The following is a 20,364-nucleotide window of genomic DNA, read 5'->3' as shown; positions in this document are numbered from 1 at the left end:
GACTGAGCATTCACCCCTCAAAGTTCCAGATAGATTCTCAGGCTGGAACGCTCCTCGTGATGATCGTGGTGATCATGACTTCTTGAGCGATAACGATAGGCGTCGTCCCGATAGCTTTCGTGGCGATGGTGATACGCGTCATGTTCGCGCTCCCGGCGCCACTTCCTCATTTCACGCTCTCTCTCCCGCTCCCATTTCCGGGCTTCTCGCTCGCGTTCTTTATGGTGTTTTTTGTGCTCCCAGACCGCCGCGTGAGGCGGTGGAGCGGCATGTAGTGCTACCGGAGCCACCAGCACCAGACCAGCCAGGGTAGCAGACAATAGGGTTTTCATACTCAACACCTCCAGATCGGTCTTTCGAAACAGTGGGTTCAGTATGCCTTCGGGAATCTGAACTCAGTCTGAATAGCGCGTATCCGCCGCAACCGGACCTGAGCCGCGTTCCGCTTTGGTGCTTTTTTGCCCATCGGCGCACAGCTTCCGTGCACACCGCCTCTTTTCCGATGAACCAGATCTGAGCACAGGATCACAAAAAGCGCCCTTCAGTGGAGCAATCGCCCTCGGAGAGGCTGGAATCCGGCCCTAATTTCACCAATACCCACCCCTCAGTCGGATGTTTCTCTGCTGTGGCACGACGGTTGCAATTCATTGGGTACTGGCCCGCGAAGCACGTCTTTGCCCGGCACGCATCACCGCCTCAATTCAGGAGAAACAACTTCATGGCCTATATCGAACCGAGTGAATTCGTCACCAAGATGGTGGATTCCGGCGAACAGAAAGTGTACATGTCCAACAAGGACACGTTGATCCGCGCCTTTATGGCCGGCGCCATTCTGGCACTGGCCGCCATGTTCGCCATCACCGTCATGGTCAACACCGGCTCCCCCCTACTGGGCGCGGTACTTTTCCCGGTGGGCTTTATCATGCTCTACCTGATGAAGTTCGATCTGCTGACCGGTGTGTTTACGCTGGTACCCCTGGCCTACCTGGATAGGCGCCCCGGTGTGACCCTCAATCAGGTGTTGCGCAACTGGGGCCTGGTCTTTCTTGGCAACTTTGCCGGTGCGCTGACCGTGGCCGTGGGCATGTCATTCATTCTGACCTACGGTTACAGCATCGATGGTGGTGAGATTGCCGCCAAAGCGGCCCAGATTGGTGAGTCGCGCACCGTCGGCTACAAAGAGCACGGCCTGTCCGGCTGGATGACCATTTTCATTCGCGGCATCCTGTGTAACTGGATGGTCTCCATGGGCGTGGTCGGCGCCATGATTTCCACCTCCGCCGGCAGCAAAATGGCCGCAATGTGGATGCCCATCATGCTGTTCTTCTACATGGGTTTTGAGCACTCCATCGTGAACATGTTTCTGTTCCCGTTTGGCCTGATCATGGGCGGTGACTTCTCCGTGGCCGACTACTTTCTCTGGAATGAACTGCCCACCGTTCTGGGCAACCTGATCGGAGGCTTTCTACTGGTAGGCCTGCCCCTGTATTACACCCACGTGCGCACCAGCCCCGCTCGTCGGTTGGCTTAATCGCAGAGACCCGGGCCGTCGTTTCATCACGACGGCCCAACCTTTATGACGCAACCTCTACGCATTCGCATCGGCCAGCACACCCACTCCGGCCTCAAACCCGTGAACCAGGATTTTGTCGGTGCCCGTTTACCAACCGGCGTCACGCTCGGGCACAAAGGAGTGGTGCTGGCCATTGCCGATGGCATCAGCAGCAGCGACGTCAGCCAGATCGCCAGTGAAACCGCGGTCAGTGGTTTTATTGAAGATTATTACTGCACGCCGGAAGCCTGGTCGGTCAAGCAGTCGGCGGAGCGGGTGCTGCAGGCACTCAACGCCTGGTTGTTCGCGCAGACGCGCAACAGCCCATACCGGTTTGAACGGGACAGAGGTTACATTTGCACCTTCAGCACGCTGATTTTCAAAGCCCGTCAGGCCCACCTGTTGCACGCGGGGGACACGCGCATCTACCGGCTGGCGAATCAACAGCTGGAACCGTTGACGGAAGATCATCGCCACTGCGTGGATGCCGACACCCACTACCTGACCTCGGCGCTGGGGGTTCACCCCCATCTGCGTTTCGACTATCACCAACTCGACCTTGAGGCGGGCGATACCTTTATTCTCGCCAGCGACGGAGCCTACGAATTTTTCGACGCCCCGGACATCGCACAGGTCATCGACGCCCAGCGGGATGACCTCAACGGCGCGGCCAGAAACCTGGTGGAGCAGGCGCTGGCCCGCGGCAGCCGGGATAATCTGAGCGTCCAGATTGCCCGGGTGGAAGCGCTACCGGACCCCACCGTGGGGGAGCTTTCCCGCCAGGCTTCGCTACTGACGCTGCCCCCCGCCCTGGATGCGGGTACGGATTTTGACGGCTACCGGATTCTCCGGTCGCTCTATATCAGTAGCCGCAGCCACGTCTACCTTGCCCGGGATACGCTTAACAATGGATCCGTGGTCATCAAAGTGCCAGCCGTGGAGGGCCGAGACAATCCGCACTATCTCGAACGCTTTTTGATGGAGGACTGGATCGCACGGCGATTTAACCACACCCACCTGCTTAAAGCCGCTCGGCGGGAGCAGGAACGCGGCTTTCTATACGTTGCGTTGGAATATATTGAAGGCCAGACCTTGGGACAGTGGCTGAAAGATAACCCCAATCCCGATCTGGCCCGGGTTCGGGATATCGTGCAACAGGTGGCGAGCGGACTGCAGGCGTTGCATCGTCAGGCCATGGTGCACCGCGATCTGCGCCCGGACAACCTTATGATCGACGCTCAGGGAACGGTCAAAATTATTGATTTCGGTTCCGCCAGCGTAGCGGGGCTCAATGAAGGACGAAGCCGCGAGGGGGTGATTTACGGCGCGGCCCTGTACGCCGCCCCGGAATATTTTCTCGGCGAACCGGGAGACCCGCGCAGCGATCTCTATTCCCTGGCCGTGCTCGCCTATCAGATGCTGACCGGCGAGCACCCCTATGGGCCAAGAGTGGCCAGGACCCGGACCCGAGCCGAACAACACAAACTGCGTTACCGCAGTGCTCAGGAACACCGGCCTTCGGTTCCCGACTGGGTGGATGAATGCTTGCGCAAAGCCACTCAGATCCGTCCGCACAAGCGCTATGCCGAATTATCCGAGTTTACCTATGACCTTAACAACCCCAACCCCGCGTTCGTTCGACAATCGCGACCGCCGTTGATTGAGCGTAACCCGGTATTGTTCTGGCAGGGGGTGTCGTTGATTCTGTTGGTGTTGTTGGTCGCGCAGTTTGCGTAAGTTGAATTACGGCGGATGCGCGACAATGTCGCTTATCCGCCCTACGCGACCCGGAGCGCCGCCCCTAATCGCTACCCCAGGCCCGGTTCATCACTAGGTAACTGAACGACGCGGACCAGGTGATCATCATAAAACCCACCAGGGCCTCCGTACCGGCGAGAAAGCGTATGTCACCGGCAGCCGACAAGTCACCCCACCCCACCGTGGTGTAATTCGCGGCCGAAAAATAAACGCAATCGAGCAGCGTCAGCTCACTGTAGCCCTGAATCACTCCGTAGCCGTCCATCCCTAATAGCAACCAGAACACAAAACCGAACATCCAGATTTCAACCACATGGGCGAAGAGCAGAACCAACATGGTGAGCAGCACGACCGGGCGGGTCCGGTGGTTGCGGCCAAAGCGCCGGTGTCGGTCGACATGCCAGCGGTTGAGCCACTGGATCACTTCGTAATGAAACACCACCCCCAGGGCCACCACGACCGCCGTGGCCACTACGGTGATAACTGAGGAGCTTGCGCCAAGGTTCATCAATAGTCTCTCTATTGACGGATCGCTGACCGTTTACGCCGCATGACCTTCCAGCGTCTAACGCTCAGGTGCCAATCACGCCACCGTCGTTTTTGGTAATCAGCACCGTGGTAGAACGGGGCCGGGTTTTTCCATCGCTCGCCGGGAAACTGATTCCGGGATGCTGCACATTGATCCACATCGCGGTGCCATCCGGAGTCGCGGTAATACCGGTGATTTCGCAGCCGGACGGACCGGTCAGAAAACGACGCACCTCCCGGGTCACCGGATCGGCGCAGAGCATCTGATTGGTGCCCATGGCATCGTACTCGGCTTGCCGATCACCGAAGTCGGTCTGAATCCACAGACGGCCATCCGGATCAAACCAGAGGCCATCGGGACAGGCGAAAATATCACCTTCGATGGTGCCGTACTGATGATCGGTTTGCCAGCTTTCTCCGGCTGGGGGCTGTTCCCCGGCGAGCAGAAACAGCTCCCACTGAAAGGTGGTGGCGGCCGGGTGGCGTTCCGCTTCCCGCCAGCGCAGAATCTGGCCATGGTGATTTTCCGGGCGCGGGTTGGCGGCGTCGACCGGCTCGTTCGGATCGACACCCCGATCGGTGTTATTGGTCAGGGTCACGTAGCCATCGCGGGTAAAGGGGTTCACCGCGGTCCACTCGGGGCGATCCATGGGTGTGGCGCCGACCGCATCGGCGGCACTGCGCAAGTTGATCAGCACATCGGCCTGATCGCGGAAGCCATCCGCCTCGGTCAAGCCCGGCTCTCCCCAGACCAGAGGCCGCCAATCACCGGTGCCGTCGTCGTGATAGACCGCGACATAAACCGTACCCTTGTCCAGCAGGTCCCGATTGGCCTCCGGGTTTTCTGAATCAAAGCGACCTTCCGGTACAAATTTGTAAACATATTCGCCCCGGCTGTCATCGCCGGAATAAAACGCAAGGGTGCCGTCCGGATGCTGAACACAGGTGCAGCCTTCGCGCACAATGCGACCGAACGCGGTGCGCTTGACCGGCCTGGAATCAGGGTCAAACGGATCCACCTCCACCACCCAACCAAACCGGCTGGGTTCGTTCACATGGCCACCGTGGGGCTGGTCGGTTTGAGGGGTCGCATCAAAGCGTGGATCGGCCGACTCCCAATAGTTGTAGTGGCTGTTGGAGCCGACGGCTATGCCGTAGCGATGGTGCTCCCGCCGACGGGCGTGGTCCTCCGGGTCGCGATTGACGAAGTAGTTTTTCCAGTTTTCCTCGGCGATCAGATAAGTGCCCCAGGGCGTCACCCCCATGGAGCAATTGTTCAGAGTCCCCAGTACTTCCCGCCCTTGCGGATCGTCGGCGGTCTTCATGGCTTCCGCACCCGCGCAGGGGCCGCTGAGGGTCATGGGTGTATACGCCGTCAGGCGGCGGTTATAGCGCGACGGGTACACGCGCTGCCAGTCGCCCCGGGCATCCTTGCGGAGCTCAATAATGCTCAGCCCGTGGCCCGCCTGTTCCTTGCGCACCTCTTCAAGCGGTCGCACTCGCCGCCCCTGAGCGTCCCGGGTCACGGTAGGCCCGTCTGGATGAATGGTCGCGTTGATATACTCGTGGTTGATCACCAACAGGCCGCGCTCATTGGGCGCATCCGGGAAAGGGAAAAAATGCATGCCGTCGTGGTTCTGACCTGACTGCAGGGCCTGTTCCGTCCAGGTGTTTTTCGCCTCCGGATGCCATTCGGGCGCCCCTTTTTCGACCGGGTCCCCCCAACTGAAAAAAGGCCGGGCCGTATAGCCTTCGGGCACATCCACCCGGTCGTAATCCGGATCACTCGCCACCGGCACCGGCTTGAACCCGATGATCGGGCGCGGGCTGTCCCGAAAGGCGGCGGGCGCGTCTTCCCGACTGGCACAGGCCGTCAGCAAGGTGGAAGCCGCAAAGGGACCCGCCAGCAGGCCCAGGCCCCCCTTCAGTAAACGGCGTCGGGACTGACTGATTTGATTGAGGCTTCGATTGTTGCAGGGATTGACCGATACATCATCGACGTCGTGGGCATCATCGGCGCGCTGGATCAGGACGGATCTGCTCATGACTCTCGTTCACCTTCACATTGACTTTGGTAGCCGAGACCAGCCGGCCTCCCCCGCTATGCTGCACGTTTTCACCACAAAGTGCCAGATGAAGGCCGCGACGAACCGCTTTGAATCGCCGGCTACTGTCCGCCTGACAGTCGGACAATCCGCTCCCACAGTTCGTTGGTCCACCGGGCCAACTCGTGGATAAAGGGCTCTCGCACCAACGCCGGATCCAGACACCAGCGATCAATGTCCGGATGCCCTACGGCGGCATACTCCCAGTCGATCAGATACAGGCGGTCAGCGGTCTCCAGCACATTTTCCGGAATCAGATCGTGATGAGTCAGGACCGCCGGCCAGTCCGTCCGATCAAACGCCACCAGTGTGTCGCGAAAACGCCACCATCGCCGTGCCAACGCCATATCAATCGCGCCCGCATCTTCCAACTGCTGCCAGTAATGATCCAGATAGGCGGTATAGGAGCGGCGAGGTGTGCCCGGCGCCAGAACTTGCGCCACCCCCAGACACTCCATCAGCCGGCGGCGTTGACGGGCATCCCGAAAATCATCAGTGCCCCAGGTGCGCGCCTCGATGTGTCGGAAAACCGTAAAGTCTCGCCGTGGTGACCAGTAACAGGCGCCCCGGGTCAGCCCCGCCGCGGCGACCGTATCCAGAATTACCGCCTCCTGTTCTCGGTTAATACCCAGGCGTGGGCTTTGCGGGTTGTTCAGGCGAATCAGCAGATCATCGCCAAGCCCCGGCGCACGGAGACGAAAACTGCGATTGGTTCGCCCCCCTTCAATAGGGCCGAGCACATGGGGCGTATCGGTGATCGGCAGCTCCCACTCTCGCCAGGTTGCCAGGGCCGCCTCAAGGCTGATAAACGGTTCAGGCACAGGCGGCTTCCCGGGCATCATCCCGTTTCTGGCTCCGATAATCCCGAACCCAACTCAGCCAACCGAACACCGAGATGACCAGGTACAGCGCCATCAGAAGCGCCGTGAGATAAAGGCTGCGTTCCCACAGAATGATCATTTGCAGGCTGTTGATGATCATCCAGTAGAGCCAGTTTTCCAGCACTTTACGGGCCACCATATAAGTGGTCACCACGGCCGCCCAGGTGGTGAAGGAGTCCAGGTAGGGCCAGGCGGCCTGGGTGAAGTAGCTCAGCCAGGTGCCCGAGGCCACGCTGACCAGAAAGATGCCCCCCATTACCAGCGCGTGGGTACGCCAGGGCCAGGTCTGCACGGGCAGTTCGGTATCGCCCCGGCCGCCGTGACGCCATTGCCACCAGCCGTAGACGGCCATGACCATGTAATAGACGTTGAGCGCGGACTCCATCAGCAGGCTGACGTTCCAGTAGAGCGCCGTGTAGATGGCAGTGCTCAGAAAGCCCGCGTACCAGCACAGGGCGTTCTGGCGCACGGCCAGTACCAGGTAGGCCAGCGCGAGCGTCACCGCGACCAGTTCCCAGCCGAGCCACTGGGACCAGGTGTCGGCCACTTGTTGGGTGATGTCGTTCATCAACTCAGGGCTTCCATCAGTTCAGAGCTTCATAGTTGGGCAGAAATTTGGTGACGAATACGGCTTTGCCATACTGGTCATAGCTGTATTTGATGCCGTCGCGCAGGATGTCCATCACCCGGTCGTAGTCGCCGGTGATGATGGTGCAGGTGGGCACGGTCTGAATCAGAATGCCTTCCTGCTGGTTAAGCCAATCGATAAACCCTTTGATGGGCGGAATGTAGTCGCCATTAAACGGGTACATACTGATTTCTACGGAGAGTTTCATGGTGTTGCCTCTCTACTCGGAATATTTTGATTAGATGTTGGGGGCGTGTCCTGATCCAAGGTTCCTGACACCGACGCCCCCGAATCTAAAAAAGCCCGCCTAGAACCGCAGATTAAAATCAACACCCACAACCCGCGGTTCGCCGAACTGGTAATAGGGCTTGGTTTCGTAACCATCCCGCGGGTCATTACCGAAGGCGCCGAAACCCCGGGTTTTGACATCCTCATCGGTCAGATTGCGGCCCCAGAGCGCCACCTCCCAGCTGTCGGCACGATAACCGACACGACCATTCAACAACTCATACGCATCGGACTGCGCCTCGTGGCGGCTGGAGAAATAAAAATCATCTTTGCCCTCCAACTCCACGCGAGCATACCAGTGCTCCGTCAGGTTAAACAGCGCACCCACCGCAAATTGATAGCTCGGGGCGTGCGGCAGATCGTGGCCACTCAGGTCTTGCGGCTCACCGGTCTCTTCGTTGGCGCCGACATGCGCGAAGCTCTGAAAATCATCGAACTCACTATCGAGCAGGCCCACACTGGCGAACACGTCAGTCATACGATTGAGCCGGACGTTGGCCTCGAACTCCAGGCCCCGAGCACTGCCCGCGGCGGCGTTGGTGGTGTAGTCGATAAAGCTGCAGGGACAGTTGTCACCCTCGTCCGGAACCACCCGGGACTGTTTGGTCTGCACGTCGTCCCGGTCCTGATAGAACACCGCCACCCGGGTCTGCAGGGCGCCCTCGAGCGCTTCGCCTTTCCAACCGGCCTCGTAATTCCAGAGGGTTTCGGTGTCAAACTCCCGCTCATTCGCCGCCAACGTCTGACTGCTGTTGAAGCCGCCGGCCTTGAAGCCGCGCGAGGCCAGGGCGTACCACAGGTTATCCGCTTGATCCCGATATTCCAGGGCCAGCTTGCCGCCCCACATGTCTTCCGAGGGGCTGAACACCGCACCGTCGCTGTCGGCGTAATCGGCATCGCGGGTTTCGTGGCGCAGGCCGGTTTTCAGGGTCAGGCGCTCCGCCAAGGGGATATCCAACTGGCCATAGAGCGCGGTGTTCTCGGTGCTGAAGGCACTTCGGAAATCCTCTTCCAGGTAGGTGTACTCGCGGCGTAAGTCCTCACTCTGGTCCCGGTAGTAAGCACCGACCACCCAGCCCAGCTCATCCTCTGCATTGCGCGACACCAGGCGAAGATCGACACTGGTATTGTCGTTGTCCCGCAGGTAGTTATCAAAAGAGTTGTAGCCGTCGAAAACACACTCGAAATCGACACAGATATCTTCGTAGGCCCAGTCTTCGTCGTAGCCATATTCGAGATCGGACTGGGCGTGGCTGACCAGCGCCTCCACATCAAACGCCTCGGTGGCCTGCCACTGCAGGCGCACCGAACCGGCGGTGCTCTCCTGGCGGTCGTGGCCGGGCTGGTCCGACAGGGTGGTGCGGGTGTTGTCCAGGGAGAAGCCGTCGTATCCGTTGTCGACATCCACATAGAAAGCGGTGATGTCGACGCTCAGATCGCTTCTGGGGTCCCAGTGCAACTTGCCCCGCAGGGTCTGCTCATCAATATCGGCGTTGTCGTCGATGCCGAGAAAGGCGTTTTCCTGATAGCCATCACTGAGGGTGGTGCCCGCCGCCAGGCGATAGCTGAGGGTGTCCAATACCGGGCCGCTGATGACACCGCTGGCAGTGCGGGTGTTGTACTCGGCCACCCCCAGGCTGGCTGTACCCTCAAACGACTCGGTGGGCGCGCCCGAGACCATATTGATCAGGCCCGCCATGGCATTGGCGCCATAAAGCGTGCCCTGGGGACCTCTCAGCACTTCGACCTGCTGGATATCCAGGGTGGTGGCGCCGGCGCCGATGCCGGTCATGTCAATACCGTCGATGATCAGGCCGACTGACGGGTTGACCGGCTCGACAAACTGGCTGCGCTCGCCGATACCGCGAATCTGAAAGAAGCGCGCCCGGGAGGTACCGGCGGAAAAGTTGACGTTCGGCGCGGTGTTCAGCACCTGGGACAGGTGATCGGCGCCGCGCTGGCGGATGGTGTCGGCATCAATGACCGAGGCGCTGGCGGCCAGATCCAGAAGGCTGGACTGGCGAAAATCGGCGGTGACCAGAATTTCTTCATCGATCCGGGCCAGATCCTGGGCCTGGGTGCTGACCGTCAAAAGCGCGGCCGTCAAAGCGGAAAGCGAAAAGCGTGTCGGGTTCATGGGCAGAGTCTCCAAAACATCGGTTAAGTGGAGACCCGGTATGCGAGCGGGAGTGTGCTGGAACGCTATTTATTGTGGCGGGCCAGAGGACTGGCCGACGGCACCCCCAAGCCATTGCGGGGCGCTGGTTCCTCTTCCTATCCCTACGCCGGCATTAACCGGATCAGGTTCAACGGGTCCGCTCTGTGCCCAGAGCGTCTCAGGTCTATAACCTCCCCGAGGAGTGGCACCAATTCTAACGCGAATGGCGGGCGAGCGCCAAACAATCAATCCTCATGCCAGATCCAGTAGCCGGCACCGGCCACCAATACTGCCGTCGCCAGTAACCCCACCTGAATCAGGACCGTCAGCGGCGTTGTCAGCAGGGCCCCCGCCAGGGCATAGGCCCAGGTTGGGGCGGGAATCAGCACCAGTGCCAACAGACCGGCCAACACCGCCATCAACAGCACCCAGAGGATTCCGGGCAAACGCTCCGCGCGGCGCGCCGGCAACCGGTGCATGACCGCATCGGTAAAACCGGCATCATCAATATGATCGCTGTTACGCTGCAGCGCGTGGCTCAGCCAGGCGTCCAGTTCGCGATCGTCGTTCAGAGTATCAGATTTCATTGTGCCGTCTCCTGCCAGGATGAGAGTTGGGCTCTCAGCGCTTTTTTACCACGGAGTAAATGGGTTTTCACCGTGCCAAGGGGGATACCCATCACCTCGGCCACCTCCTCCTGCGTGAGCTCCTCTTCAAGGCTCAGACGCAGGGCCCACTGCTGAGGTTGACTCAACTGAGCCATGGCCGCCTCCAGATCACGCCGGGCGTCCACGGAACCGGCGTGTCCGGGCTGCACCTGATGGGACTCAAGCTCTGGCGTGACGTCCTCCAGGTCAACCCGGGTCCAGCGCTCCCGCGCCAGCCGCTTCTGGCTGACCGCCAGGTTGAAGGCGATTCGATACAACCAGGTGGAAAAACGCGCCTCACCCCGAAAGCTGTGCAGTGAGCGATAGACCTTGATAAACACCTCCTGGGCCAGATCGTCGGCCGCCGCCTCATCGCCATTGCACAGGCGCCGGGCCCACCGGCGCACCGGCGACTGATAGCGCAGGACCAACTGCCGGAAGGCGTGTTGGTCCTGCTGGGTCATGACGCGGGCAATCAGGCCCGCGTCAGACATCGGCTCAGGGGTCCGGGTCATTGCTGGGCCTGACGCTCAGCGAGTTTCCAGATCAGGATTTTGGCCAGGCCAACGCCCACCAGGATCAATCCCAGACTGCCGATGGCGACACCGGTCATCAGGGTCAGGAACACCGTCAGCCCGATACCCGCACCCAGCAGTACCAACCCCTGATTCAGGTTCCGGACCGGGCTCGGCAGCGCGTCCTCCATCAGATTCTCGGGCACCGGCTGGCCGGCCTCCAGAAACTTCTGGATACGCTCGTTGAGCAACTGCTGGCGCCGCTCCCTGTGACGGAACACGAACAGGGCAATCAGAATCACGGCCAGCGCCGGAGCACCGAACACCATCAGGATGGCGACAACCGGAATGATCAGGGCCGCCGCATCGCCTCCGGGGATATGCTCGGGCATATGCTGCTGCCAATTGGCGGTTTCAGCCAGCGCAGGCAGGGCACCGGTGATCAAGCCAACGGCCAGCAGAAGCAGCGCAGTGCCGCGCAAAAAGTTACTTAAGGTCAGGTGGTTCATGGTCCGTATCCTCGTCGGTTTCATTCTAGCTCGTCCAGCGTGGCGCTGGGTTATATGTTGAGACGAGGAGAGGGAGGAGTTTGGATTCAGGGCAGGGGAAATTCGGGAATGCGGCGCGGCACCCCAGGGGTGCCGCAGCCGCAACCAGCGCACTACAACTGGAATCGGCTGACCAGCGTATTGAGCTCCACCGCCAACCTGGACAGCTCCTCGGCCGAGGCACTGGTCTGATTGGCCCCGGCGGCCGACTGGGTGGCGATATCGCTGATCTTGACCAGGTTGCGGTCCACTTCCCGGGCCACGCTGGCCTGCTCTTCCGATGCGCTGGCAATGACCTGGTTGCGCTCGTTGATATCGTCGATCCCCTCGGCAATTCGGTCCAGGGCCTCGCCAGCGGCCTTGGCCACCGCCAGCGTCTCGGTGGCGCGGGTGCTGCTCAACTCCATGGATGACACCGCGTCTTTGGTGCCGTTCTGGATGTTGTTGATGATGGTCTCAATTTCCTTGGTGGAGGTCTGAGTCCGGTGGGCCAGCGCGCGCACCTCATCCGCCACCACGGCGAAGCCGCGACCGGCCTCACCGGCCCGGGCCGCCTCAATGGCCGCATTGAGCGCCAGCAGGTTGGTCTGTTCAGCAATGGCGAGAATCACATCCATCACCTTGCCGATATCATTGGCCTGCTCCGCCAGGCCATTGACCGATTCGGACGTCTTGTCAATTTCATCGGTCATGAACTGGATGGACTTGCGGGTCTCCCGCACTTTGGCCAGCCCATCTTTGGTGGCGCTGGCGCATTCGCCGGAGGACTCGGAGGTTTCCGTCGCGTTTCGGGCCACCTCCTCCACAGCGGCGGTCATTTCGGTCACCGCACTGGCCGCCTGCTGGATCTCATCGGTCTGCTCCTGCAGACTGCGTGAGGAGTCTTCCGCCACAGAGCTGAGCTCTTCCGTCGCCGAAGCCAGTTGGGTGGAAGAGTTGGAAATCTGGCTGATGGCACTGCGCAGGTTCTCCCGCATGACCGCCAGCGAATTCAGCAGGCGAGCGGGCTCGTCGTCCCCTTTGACTTCAATGGGCTGACTGAGGTCGCCGCCGGCGATTGTCTCCGCATTATCCAGGGCCTGGGCCAATGGCTGGACAATGCTACGTGCCAGGAATATCGCCAGTCCGACACCGAGCAGCACCGCCACCACAATGGCCGCAATCACAGCCATTTTTGCTTCGGCAATAACCTCGGCACCACGCTCATCCGCCAGACGAGACCCCTCCTGATTGATATCAGACAATTCCAGCAAAGCCTCCGCCATTTGATCGGCCGGTGCGCCCAAAGCGATAGTCACAATCCCCATCGCCGAGGAGAAGTCGCCCTGCCGCACATAATCAACGAGAATGTCGGCATTATCGAAGTACTCGGACTGAGCCTCAATAAACCGGTCATAGACCGCCCGTTCCTCCGGGCTGTTGATCACCCGCTCGTAGCGCTCCTGATTGGTTCGGACTTCCGCTTTGACGGTCTGCATGCGCTCAATATTCTGCTCAACCATCACCGGGTCTTCATCGGCGGCGGCCCGCAGGGTGAACACCCGGTAGCGCATCATACTGGTCCCCAGGTCCCCTACCGCGCGAACCCCGGGAAGCCAGTCTTCGTTGATTTCGGTGGAAATTTCATCCATCTGGGACATTTCATACAACGCAAAAAGGCCCAAGCCAATCAGCAACAGGAGTATCGCCCCAAAGCCAGCCGCCAATCGGGGGCCGATATTCAATGCACGTAAAAACATAGTCTGTATCCCAGAGTCCCGGGCTGTTGTTTTTCCCTAATGCTTGCCCATGATCGCCAATATGAAGACCGCCACACCGAGGTCGGACGTGTTCCCGCAGCCTTCGAAACGGTTATTTAATATCCAGAAAGCACTGGTGAGCCTTTAAAGGACCTTACGACAGCATCATGCCCTTACGACGCACCGGCCTCACTGAAGGTTCTCGGCGGGAAACCGGCAAAGTTGAGGCCTTTTTTGCCCGCTGGTGTACACTAGCGGCCTACCCATTCCGTCCCCACAACGCTAGGGAGCTTGTCATGAGCAAGATTCGCTGGGGGGTGCTCAGCACCGCCAATATTGGTCGCAAGAAAGTCATTCCCGCCATTCAGGCCTCCGAGCGGGGTGACGTGGTCGCCGTGGGCTCACGCACCGAGGCCAGCGCCCGGGCCTTTGCCGACGAATTGGGCATTCCGGTTGCCCACGGCAGCTACGAGGCGCTGCTGGCGGATCCGAATATAGACGCGATCTACAACCCTTTGCCCAATCATCTGCACGTCCCGCTCTCCATACAGGCACTGGAGGCCGGCAAGCACGTATTGTGTGAAAAGCCGATCAGCCTGGACGTCAAAGATCTTCAGGCACTCAAAGCCGCTGCCAAAGCCCACCCCAAGCAGAAGCTGATGGAAGCCTTCATGTACCGCTTCCACCCCCAGTGGCAACATGTACGCGAATGGCTCGAGCGCGGCGATCTGGGGCAAGTAAGGACTTACACCGCGTTCTTTGCCTACAACAACCGGGACGACGAGAACATCCGCAACCTGCCGGATATCGGCGGTGGCGGACTGATGGACATCGGCTGCTACGGCATTTCCTCCGCTCGCCACGTGTACGGCGCGGAGCCGGTGCGCGTTGTGGGCAGCGTACAACCCCTGGCCGGCTACGAGGTGGACTGTCTTACCTCAGCCATCATGGAGTTCCCCGACGGTACCGCCACTTTTACCGTCACCACCAAAACTGAGGCTACCCAGTGGGCGGAAATTCATGGTGAAAAGGGCATGATCCGACTGGAAAAGCCTTTCAACCCCGAACCCGGTGATGAAAACCGGGTAACTCTGGTGATCAAGGGGGAAAAGCAGACATTCAGTTTTCCCGAGCCCAACCAATACCAGTTGATGGTGGATGCCTTCGCCAAAAGTATTCAGGAAGGTACCCCTGCCCCCACCCCGCTGTGGGACGCCGAAGCCAATATGCGGGTCATTGATGCGCTGTTTACCAGCTCGGACGAAAGCCGTTGGGTCAACCTGGATTAGGGAGAGGGTTTACGTGGAAAAGATTGTTGTTGTCGGCGGTGGCGCTGGCGGACTGGAGCTCGCCACCAAACTCGGTCGCAAGCTGGGCCGAAAGAAGAAAGCCCATATTACCCTGGTGGACCGCAATACCACGCACTTGTGGAAACCGCTGCTTCATGAAATAGCGGTGGGCACCATGGATGAGGGCAACGATGCGGTCAGCTATCGCGCCCAGGCTTACGCCAAAGGCTTCCACTTCCGCATCGGTACACTGACCGATATCGACCGGGAGCGGCGCCAGATCGTACTGGCGCCGGTTCTCGATGAGGAGGGCGTGGAATACATTCCATCGACCCGAATCGATTACGATTACCTGGTGATGGCTCTGGGGTCGGTATCCAATGATTTCGGCACTCCCGGCGTGAAAGATCACTGCATCTTTCTCGACAGCCCCAAACAGGCCCACCGGTTCCGCAACAAACTGCTCAATCGGTTCTTGCGGATTCAGCGCGTGCCCGACGAACCGGATGAAGTACGCATTGCCATTGTGGGCGCCGGCGCAACCGGCGTGGAGCTCTCGGCGGAGCTGCATCATGCCGTCAAAGAGTTTCACCACTATGGCTTCGATGCCATCACCAATGAGCACCTGCATGTGACGCTGCTGGAGGCCGGCGAGCGGATCCTGCCCGCTCTACCCGAACGCATCTCCGCCGCGGCCACCCGCGAGCTGACCAACATCGGGGTCAAAGTGCGCACTCAGACGATGGTGACCTCCGCCGAGCATAACGGCCTGCACACCAAAGACGGTGATTTCATCGAGGCGGACCTGATGGTCTGGGCCGCCGGCATCAAGGTGCCGGAGTTTATGGCCAACATCGGTGGCCTGGAAACCAACCGGATCAATCAGTTGACCGTCAATGCACATTTGCAGACCACTCGGGACGAACGGATTTTCGCGATTGGCGATTGCGCGGAGTTCATTCAGGAAGATGGCAAGCGGGTACCACCGCGCGCGCAGTCGGCACACCAGATGGCGGACACCTGTTACGACAACCTGGTCGCCTGCCTGCACAACAAGCCGCTGAAAACCTACCACTACAAAGACCACGGCTCGTTGATTTCCCTGGCGAATTACTCGACGGTGGGAAGCCTGATGGGCAACCTGACTCGGGGCAGCCTGTTTATCGAGGGACGGATGGCACGAGTGGTTTATATCTCGCTCTACCGGATGCATCAGGTCGCGGTGCACGGTTTGATCAAGACCGGGTTACTGATGCTGGCAGGTAAAATCAATCGGTGGTTACGACCGCGGTTGAAGTTGCATTGATGGTATTTATTAGGTTGACCTAGTACTTCGTGGCGGAGTGCTCCGCCGTTTCCTAGACGGAGCATTACTCGCGAAATACCGAATAAAGCGTTACTAACTCTCATCGACCAACCTACGCGGTAACCAGAGGGCGATTATCGCCGCCAGGGCCAAAAAGGCGGCCGAGATCCACAGGCAAGCGATCAGCCCCGCGACCTGATACACCCAGCCGGAGAGCACCGTGCCCACCAGGCGCCCCATCGCATTGGCCATATAGTAAAAGCCGACATCCAACGAGACCCCGTCCTCCTTGGCGTAGCTGACAATCAGATAACTGTGCAGGGAAGAATTTACCGCAAACAGCACACCAAAGATCAACAGGCCCACCACCAGGCTCACACCCGGCACCCACTCCTGCCACAAAGCCAACGCAATCAGAGCGGGGACGACCGTTAACACGGACGCCCAACCAAACGCCGTTCGTCCATCGGGCAAGCCACGTCCGGAGCGCCCCGTAATTCTGGGGGCAAGCGATTGCACCGCACCGTAGCCAATCACCCACAACGCCAGAAAGCCACCCACCTGCCAGTGGTCCCAGTCGAACTGGCTGGCCAGAAACACCGGCAGCGCCACAACAAACCAGACATCCCGGGCGCCAAATAAAAACAGGCGGGCCGCGGACAGCACGTTGACGGCACGGCTTTTGGAAAACACCTCGGAGAATTTGGGTTTGCTTTTGGCCCGGCCCAGATCCTTCTTCAGATAAATCAGGCTGATCATCCAGACCACAAGCAGCGCGGCGGCCATGGCACCCACGGCGCCGGCAAAGCCCATGACCATCAGCAGCGCGCCGCCCAGGAAAAACCCGGCGCCTTTCAACGCATTTTTCGAGCCGGTCAGCACCGCCACCCAGTGGTAAAGCGCACCGCCCTGCCCGTCTGGCACCAACAACTTGATGGCGCTTTTCGCGCTCATTTTATTCAGATCTTTCGCCACCCCAGACAGCGCCTGCGCCGCCATTACCCAGGGCACCGTGAGCATGGCGGCCGGCACCAACAGCATGGACAGTGCCACGACCTGCAACACCAGCCCCAGATTCATGGTCCGGTTCAACCCCAGGCGAGCGCCGAGCCAGCCGCCCACAAGATTGGTGATCACGCCGAAGATCTCATAAAACAGGAACAGCATGGCAATGGCCAGCGGACTGTAACCGAGTTGGTGAAAATGCAGTACCACCAACATTCGCAGGGCGCCATCGGTCAGCGTGAAGGCCCAATAATTGGCGGTAATCAGCAGGTACTGGCGAATGGCCGGGGACAGGTGTGCCAGCATGGTTAACCCGCTTGATCAGTGAGGCCGACCATACGCGCCAATTCCGCCGTGCGGTTGGCGTAGCCCCATTCGTTGTCGTACCAGGCGTAGAGTTTTACCTGGGTACCGTCGATCACCAACGTCGACAGGGCATCAATGATGCTGGAGTGCGGATCGGTTTTGTAGTCCACCGACACCAGAGGCCGCTCTTCGTAACCGAGAATACCCGGCATTTCTGCTTCAGCCGCGCGTTTCAACAGCTGATTCACCTGAGCAGCGTCCGTGGCGTTTTCCACCTCAAAGACACAATCGGTCAACGAGGCGTTGGCCAGGGGAACACGTACAGCGTGGCCATTGAGCCGCCCTTTCAGTTCCGGGAAAATTTCTGTAATCGCCTTGGCCGACCCGGTGGTGGTGGGAATCAGGCTCATGCTGCTGGCCCGGGCGCGGCGCAGATCCTTGTGGGGCTGATCGAGAATACTCTGGGTATTGGTGATGTCGTGCAGGGTGGTCATGGAGCCATGTCTGATGCCCAGCTCGCGGTGAATCACTTTGACCACCGGCGCCAGACAGTTGGTGGTACAGGAGGCGGCAGTCACAATGCGATGGCGATCGGCATCGTATTGATCCTCGTTCACCCCCATTACCACATTGAGGATGTCATCGGCCTTGACCGGTGCGGTGACCACCACACGCTTCACTCCCTGATCAAGGTAGGCCTGCAGCAGATCCCGGTCCCGCATTTTGCCCGAGGCCTCAATGACCACATCGCAACCAGACCAGTCGGTATCGCCAATGGCGCGGTTGGCGGTCACCGCCAACCGCCGCTCTCCGATGACGATTGCCGGCCCTTCCGCTCGTGCCTCGTGTTCCCAGCGCCCGTGCACCGAATCAAAGTTCAACAGGTGCGCCAACGTCTCGGCATCGCCCGCCGGGTCGTTGATCTGCACGAACTCCACCTGCGTCCAGTTCCAGCCAGCGCGCAGGGCCAGACGCCCCATGCGGCCAAAGCCATTAATGCCAATCTTGATCGCCATAAAATCTCCTCGCTATGGATGTCGATGGGAAAGGTGGGCCTTAGCGGCCACAGCGTTGCAGTGAGCCCGTTGTGCCCCGCCATTCAGAGTTTCCTCTGATTGACCCGGCGAGATACCGCCTCCGCCGTTTCCACTCGCTCCGAATACCGGTCGGTCAGGTAGGCTGAGCGCCCTCGTGTGAGCCAGGTAAATTTCACCAGTTCCTCACAGACATCGACCACGCGCAGATAGAGCGGGGAAAACTTCATCCGCCCCTCCTCGTCAAACTCGTTGAACGCCTTGGGCACCGATGATTGGTTGGGGATGGTGACCATGCGCATCCAGCGGCCCAATAGGCGCATCTGGTTCACGGCATTGAAGCTCTGGCTGCCCCCGGACACCTCCATGACTGCCAGGGTCTTCCCCTGAGTCGGACGAATCCCGCCCAGGGCCAGGGGAATCCAGTCGATCTGGGTTTTCATAATGCCCGTCATGGCGCCATGGCGCTCAGGGCTGACCCAGAGCATACCTTCCGACCAATGAGCCAGCTCACGCAGCTCTCGCACCTTCGGATGATCGGCATCCGTGTCATCTGGCAGGGGCAGCCCGGACGGATTAAAGGTGCGCACTTCGCAACCATACCAGCGCAGCAACCGGCTCGCCTCCTCCGACAGCAACCGGGAATAGGAGCGCTCTCGAAGCGAACCGTAAAGCACCAGTATCCGTGGTGCATGACGAGGCCCGCCAGGCCCTGCAAGCGCCTCCACATCGACCGGTTGCAGTTGCGCCGGGTCGATATGCAGCAGGCCGTCAACAACCGGACCTTCACTCATTGCATAAATCTCCATCTGAAGGGGTACATGCGCCGCCAGCCGAATAACCCGGTGGTTCACAAACCTCAGGATGTCCTGCACAGCAGTCGCGCACCAGAAACTCGACCACCTCGTTCATATGCTGGATGTTGGCGCGGTAGATAATGGACCGGCTGTGCCGCTCAGAAACAACCCAGCCCGCCCGGGCCAACGTGGCAAGGTGTGCGGACATGGTGTTGTGAGGCACCCCCAACTGACGAGCGATCTCACCGGCGGCCAGTCCCTCGGGTTCGTGGCGGACCAGCAGCCGATACGCCGCCAGACGGGTTTCCTGGGAAAGGGCGGCAAAGCTGGGTATAGCGTCTTTAATTTCCATATGTCTAAACATATCGACACTTAAGCAAAAGGTCAACCTCTTTACCGGATTGATTCTATCGCTGGAATGGAAAAGCCAGACGTAAAAACCGGCTGACCTCTCGGTCAGCCGGTGGATCGGCGCGTTTTTCTGGAAACGGCTCAGTTCGGGTAGTGAAGTACCGCCACGTAGCGCATTTTTTCCGGCTTGCCACTGACCATGCCGGGCAGAAAGCGGGAGGCTTCAAGGGCTTTTTCCACCGCCCGTGCATCGCGCCGATGCTCGCTGTGACTCTCCAGGCTACGCGCTGAAATCACTCGCCCGCTGTCGTTCACCCAGGCCAATACCCGGGTCAACTCGCCCTCATCGCTGAAGAACGGCTGCCCCTGACTCCAATCGTTTTTGCGGTACAGGGAGTACCAATTGCGGTCATCCAGCCGCTCCTGGGGAGCGCTGTACTGATACCCGAAGTCGCCCTGCATGTGGCCAAGGTTGGGCAGCAACATGACCGGAGGCTGACCGTCCAGGTCGGCATAGACCACCCGGAAGACCATTCGCACCGGCACTGGCTCACCATCGACGGTAGCGGCGGAAAAGCGCCGGGTCGCCATGGCCTCTTCCACCTGATCCCGCAGCTCGGTGAAACCGTCACGCTCATAACAGGAGACATTGCGGGTCAGACCATCGGTACCGACATCCGACTGACAGTAAACGGAGGCCACCGGGGTATCGGCGGTCAAGGATGGAGGCGCCACTGCGGCCTCCAGATAGCGGAGTGTATCTTCACCAAAGCCCGCAGGCTGATATTGTTCGGCCGCGACACTGCCCACTGAACCCAGGCCCAGCGCGACCAGGGCGCTGACTACGACTTTTTTCATGCTCTTATTCCTCTTTCATTGGCACTGAGGGGGTTTGTTGGATGACGGACGGCGCAAATCCGGCTATAAAA

20 protein-coding genes and 1 riboswitch are annotated in these 20,364 nt (G+C 59.8%); of the genes, 4 read left to right on the top strand and 16 right to left on the bottom strand.

Features of this window, described 5'->3' with window-relative positions; all coding sequences use genetic code 11:
• Window positions 1-17 precede the first annotated feature (17 nt).
• Entirely contained in the window at window positions 18-332 is a 315-nt protein-coding gene (locus OOT55_RS01060; RefSeq protein WP_265367323.1) for a hypothetical protein, read from the bottom strand.
• Window positions 333-718: 386 nt separating this feature from the next.
• Here OOT55_RS01060 and OOT55_RS01055 point away from each other — a divergent pair, with 386 nt between their 5' ends.
• Window positions 719-1,531, top strand: a complete 813-nt coding sequence (locus OOT55_RS01055; protein WP_265367322.1) for a formate/nitrite transporter family protein — start codon at window positions 719-721, stop codon at window positions 1,529-1,531.
• Between the two features lie 45 nt (window positions 1,532-1,576).
• The gene (locus OOT55_RS01050; protein WP_265367321.1) at window positions 1,577-3,289 is read left to right on the top strand and encodes a bifunctional protein-serine/threonine kinase/phosphatase; all 1,713 of its coding nucleotides are present in this window, start codon (window positions 1,577-1,579) and stop codon (window positions 3,287-3,289) included.
• Between the two features lie 64 nt (window positions 3,290-3,353).
• On the opposite strand, the gene OOT55_RS01045 is transcribed toward OOT55_RS01050, so the two are convergent.
• The 10 genes from OOT55_RS01045 to OOT55_RS01000 form a co-directional block, all read right to left on the bottom strand.
• Window positions 3,354-3,818 carry an ion channel gene (locus OOT55_RS01045; protein ID WP_265367320.1) on the bottom strand — a complete coding sequence of 155 codons (465 nt, stop codon included), beginning with the start codon at window positions 3,816-3,818 and terminating at the stop codon, window positions 3,354-3,356.
• A 64-nt stretch (window positions 3,819-3,882) separates the two neighbouring features.
• Window positions 3,883-5,883 carry a PhoX family protein gene (locus OOT55_RS01040; RefSeq protein ID WP_265367319.1) on the bottom strand — a complete coding sequence of 667 codons (2,001 nt, stop codon included), beginning with the start codon at window positions 5,881-5,883 and terminating at the stop codon, window positions 3,883-3,885.
• A 122-nt stretch (window positions 5,884-6,005) separates the two neighbouring features.
• A complete protein-coding gene (locus OOT55_RS01035; protein ID WP_265367318.1) occupies window positions 6,006-6,764 on the bottom strand; it encodes a phosphotransferase in 759 nt (252 codons plus the stop codon).
• On the bottom strand, window positions 6,757-7,392 hold the full coding sequence (gene pnuC / locus OOT55_RS01030; protein ID WP_265367317.1) for a nicotinamide riboside transporter PnuC: 636 nt from the start codon (window positions 7,390-7,392) through the stop codon (window positions 6,757-6,759). The genes OOT55_RS01035 and pnuC overlap by 8 nt, the downstream gene beginning before the upstream one ends.
• A 16-nt stretch (window positions 7,393-7,408) precedes the next feature.
• Window positions 7,409-7,660: a YkoF family thiamine/hydroxymethylpyrimidine-binding protein gene (locus tag OOT55_RS01025; protein WP_024462521.1), complete on the bottom strand. Its 252-nt coding sequence runs from the start codon at window positions 7,658-7,660 to the stop codon at window positions 7,409-7,411.
• A gap of 99 nt (window positions 7,661-7,759) precedes the next feature.
• Complete coding sequence (locus OOT55_RS01020) at window positions 7,760-9,877, bottom strand: TonB-dependent receptor (protein ID WP_265367316.1); 2,118 nt, start codon at window positions 9,875-9,877, stop codon at window positions 7,760-7,762.
• 122 nt (window positions 9,878-9,999) lie between these two features.
• Window positions 10,000-10,106, bottom strand: a riboswitch (TPP riboswitch).
• A gap of 37 nt (window positions 10,107-10,143) precedes the next feature.
• Complete coding sequence (locus OOT55_RS01015; protein WP_265367315.1) at window positions 10,144-10,485, bottom strand: DUF5056 domain-containing protein; 342 nt, start codon at window positions 10,483-10,485, stop codon at window positions 10,144-10,146.
• Window positions 10,482-11,039, bottom strand: a complete 558-nt coding sequence (locus OOT55_RS01010) for an RNA polymerase sigma factor (RefSeq protein ID WP_265367314.1) — start codon at window positions 11,037-11,039, stop codon at window positions 10,482-10,484. Before OOT55_RS01010 ends, OOT55_RS01015 begins: the two co-directional genes overlap by 4 nt.
• 17 nt (window positions 11,040-11,056) lie before the next feature.
• Complete coding sequence (locus OOT55_RS01005) at window positions 11,057-11,569, bottom strand: DUF6249 domain-containing protein (protein ID WP_265367313.1); 513 nt, start codon at window positions 11,567-11,569, stop codon at window positions 11,057-11,059.
• Window positions 11,570-11,721: 152 nt separating this feature from the next.
• Entirely contained in the window at window positions 11,722-13,347 is a 1,626-nt protein-coding gene (locus OOT55_RS01000) for a methyl-accepting chemotaxis protein (RefSeq protein ID WP_265367312.1), read from the bottom strand.
• Between the two features lie 296 nt (window positions 13,348-13,643).
• On the opposite strand from OOT55_RS01000, the gene OOT55_RS00995 reads away from it, so the two are divergent.
• Window positions 13,644-14,636, top strand: coding sequence for a Gfo/Idh/MocA family protein (locus OOT55_RS00995; RefSeq protein WP_265367311.1), 993 nt, complete (start codon window positions 13,644-13,646; stop codon window positions 14,634-14,636).
• 13 nt (window positions 14,637-14,649) lie between these two features.
• Window positions 14,650-15,942 carry an NAD(P)/FAD-dependent oxidoreductase gene (locus OOT55_RS00990; protein ID WP_265367310.1) on the top strand — a complete coding sequence of 431 codons (1,293 nt, stop codon included), beginning with the start codon at window positions 14,650-14,652 and terminating at the stop codon, window positions 15,940-15,942.
• A 93-nt stretch (window positions 15,943-16,035) separates the two neighbouring features.
• Here the strand turns inward: OOT55_RS00990 and arsJ are convergent, their stop codons facing one another.
• The 5 genes from arsJ to OOT55_RS00965 form a co-directional block, all read right to left on the bottom strand.
• On the bottom strand, window positions 16,036-17,253 hold the full coding sequence (arsJ, locus tag OOT55_RS00985; RefSeq protein ID WP_265367309.1) for an organoarsenical effux MFS transporter ArsJ: 1,218 nt from the start codon (window positions 17,251-17,253) through the stop codon (window positions 16,036-16,038).
• Window positions 17,254-17,255: 2 nt separating this feature from the next.
• Window positions 17,256-18,269: an ArsJ-associated glyceraldehyde-3-phosphate dehydrogenase gene (locus tag OOT55_RS00980; RefSeq protein ID WP_265367308.1), complete on the bottom strand. Its 1,014-nt coding sequence runs from the start codon at window positions 18,267-18,269 to the stop codon at window positions 17,256-17,258.
• 83 nt (window positions 18,270-18,352) lie between these two features.
• Window positions 18,353-19,081, bottom strand: coding sequence for an arsenical resistance protein ArsH (gene arsH / locus OOT55_RS00975; protein WP_265367307.1), 729 nt, complete (start codon window positions 19,079-19,081; stop codon window positions 18,353-18,355).
• On the bottom strand, window positions 19,074-19,448 hold the full coding sequence (locus OOT55_RS00970) for an ArsR/SmtB family transcription factor (RefSeq protein WP_265367306.1): 375 nt from the start codon (window positions 19,446-19,448) through the stop codon (window positions 19,074-19,076). Before OOT55_RS00970 ends, arsH begins: the two co-directional genes overlap by 8 nt.
• A 128-nt stretch (window positions 19,449-19,576) precedes the next feature.
• The gene (locus tag OOT55_RS00965) at window positions 19,577-20,293 is read right to left on the bottom strand and encodes a hypothetical protein (RefSeq protein WP_265367305.1); all 717 of its coding nucleotides are present in this window, start codon (window positions 20,291-20,293) and stop codon (window positions 19,577-19,579) included.
• Window positions 20,294-20,364 lie beyond the last annotated feature (71 nt).

It is taken from the genome of Marinimicrobium sp. C6131, assembly GCF_026153455.1.
In the GTDB taxonomy this organism is placed as follows: domain Bacteria; phylum Pseudomonadota; class Gammaproteobacteria; order Pseudomonadales; family Cellvibrionaceae; genus Marinimicrobium.
Note: the sequence above shows the minus strand (reverse complement) of the source record. Positions and strands in the feature narration are given on the sequence as shown.

Excerpts from the sequence above, each read along its gene's own strand:
- OOT55_RS01020 (WP_265367316.1), bottom strand. The coding sequence starts at position 9,877 with ATGAACCCGACACGCTTTTCGCTTTCCGCTTTGACGGCCGCGCTTTTG.
- OOT55_RS01060 (WP_265367323.1), bottom strand. The coding sequence starts at position 332 with ATGAAAACCCTATTGTCTGCTACCCTGGCTGGTCTGGTGCTGGTGGCT.
- OOT55_RS01040 (WP_265367319.1), bottom strand. The coding sequence starts at position 5,883 with ATGAGCAGATCCGTCCTGATCCAGCGCGCCGATGATGCCCACGACGTC.
- OOT55_RS01000 (WP_265367312.1), bottom strand. The coding sequence starts at position 13,347 with ATGTTTTTACGTGCATTGAATATCGGCCCCCGATTGGCGGCTGGCTTT.
- OOT55_RS01025 (WP_024462521.1), bottom strand. The coding sequence starts at position 7,660 with ATGAAACTCTCCGTAGAAATCAGTATGTACCCGTTTAATGGCGACTAC.
- pnuC (WP_265367317.1), bottom strand. The coding sequence starts at position 7,392 with ATGAACGACATCACCCAACAAGTGGCCGACACCTGGTCCCAGTGGCTC.
- OOT55_RS01045 (WP_265367320.1), bottom strand. The coding sequence starts at position 3,818 with ATGAACCTTGGCGCAAGCTCCTCAGTTATCACCGTAGTGGCCACGGCG.
- arsJ (WP_265367309.1), bottom strand. The coding sequence starts at position 17,253 with ATGCTGGCACACCTGTCCCCGGCCATTCGCCAGTACCTGCTGATTACC.
- OOT55_RS01050 (WP_265367321.1), top strand. The coding sequence starts at position 1,577 with ATGACGCAACCTCTACGCATTCGCATCGGCCAGCACACCCACTCCGGC.
- OOT55_RS01005 (WP_265367313.1), bottom strand. The coding sequence starts at position 11,569 with ATGAACCACCTGACCTTAAGTAACTTTTTGCGCGGCACTGCGCTGCTT.
- OOT55_RS00970 (WP_265367306.1), bottom strand. The coding sequence starts at position 19,448 with ATGTTTAGACATATGGAAATTAAAGACGCTATACCCAGCTTTGCCGCC.
- OOT55_RS01010 (WP_265367314.1), bottom strand. The coding sequence starts at position 11,039 with ATGTCTGACGCGGGCCTGATTGCCCGCGTCATGACCCAGCAGGACCAA.
- OOT55_RS01015 (WP_265367315.1), bottom strand. The coding sequence starts at position 10,485 with ATGAAATCTGATACTCTGAACGACGATCGCGAACTGGACGCCTGGCTG.
- OOT55_RS00980 (WP_265367308.1), bottom strand. The coding sequence starts at position 18,269 with ATGGCGATCAAGATTGGCATTAATGGCTTTGGCCGCATGGGGCGTCTG.
- OOT55_RS00965 (WP_265367305.1), bottom strand. The coding sequence starts at position 20,293 with ATGAAAAAAGTCGTAGTCAGCGCCCTGGTCGCGCTGGGCCTGGGTTCA.
- arsH (WP_265367307.1), bottom strand. The coding sequence starts at position 19,081 with ATGAGTGAAGGTCCGGTTGTTGACGGCCTGCTGCATATCGACCCGGCG.
- OOT55_RS00995 (WP_265367311.1), top strand. The coding sequence starts at position 13,644 with ATGAGCAAGATTCGCTGGGGGGTGCTCAGCACCGCCAATATTGGTCGC.
- OOT55_RS01055 (WP_265367322.1), top strand. The coding sequence starts at position 719 with ATGGCCTATATCGAACCGAGTGAATTCGTCACCAAGATGGTGGATTCC.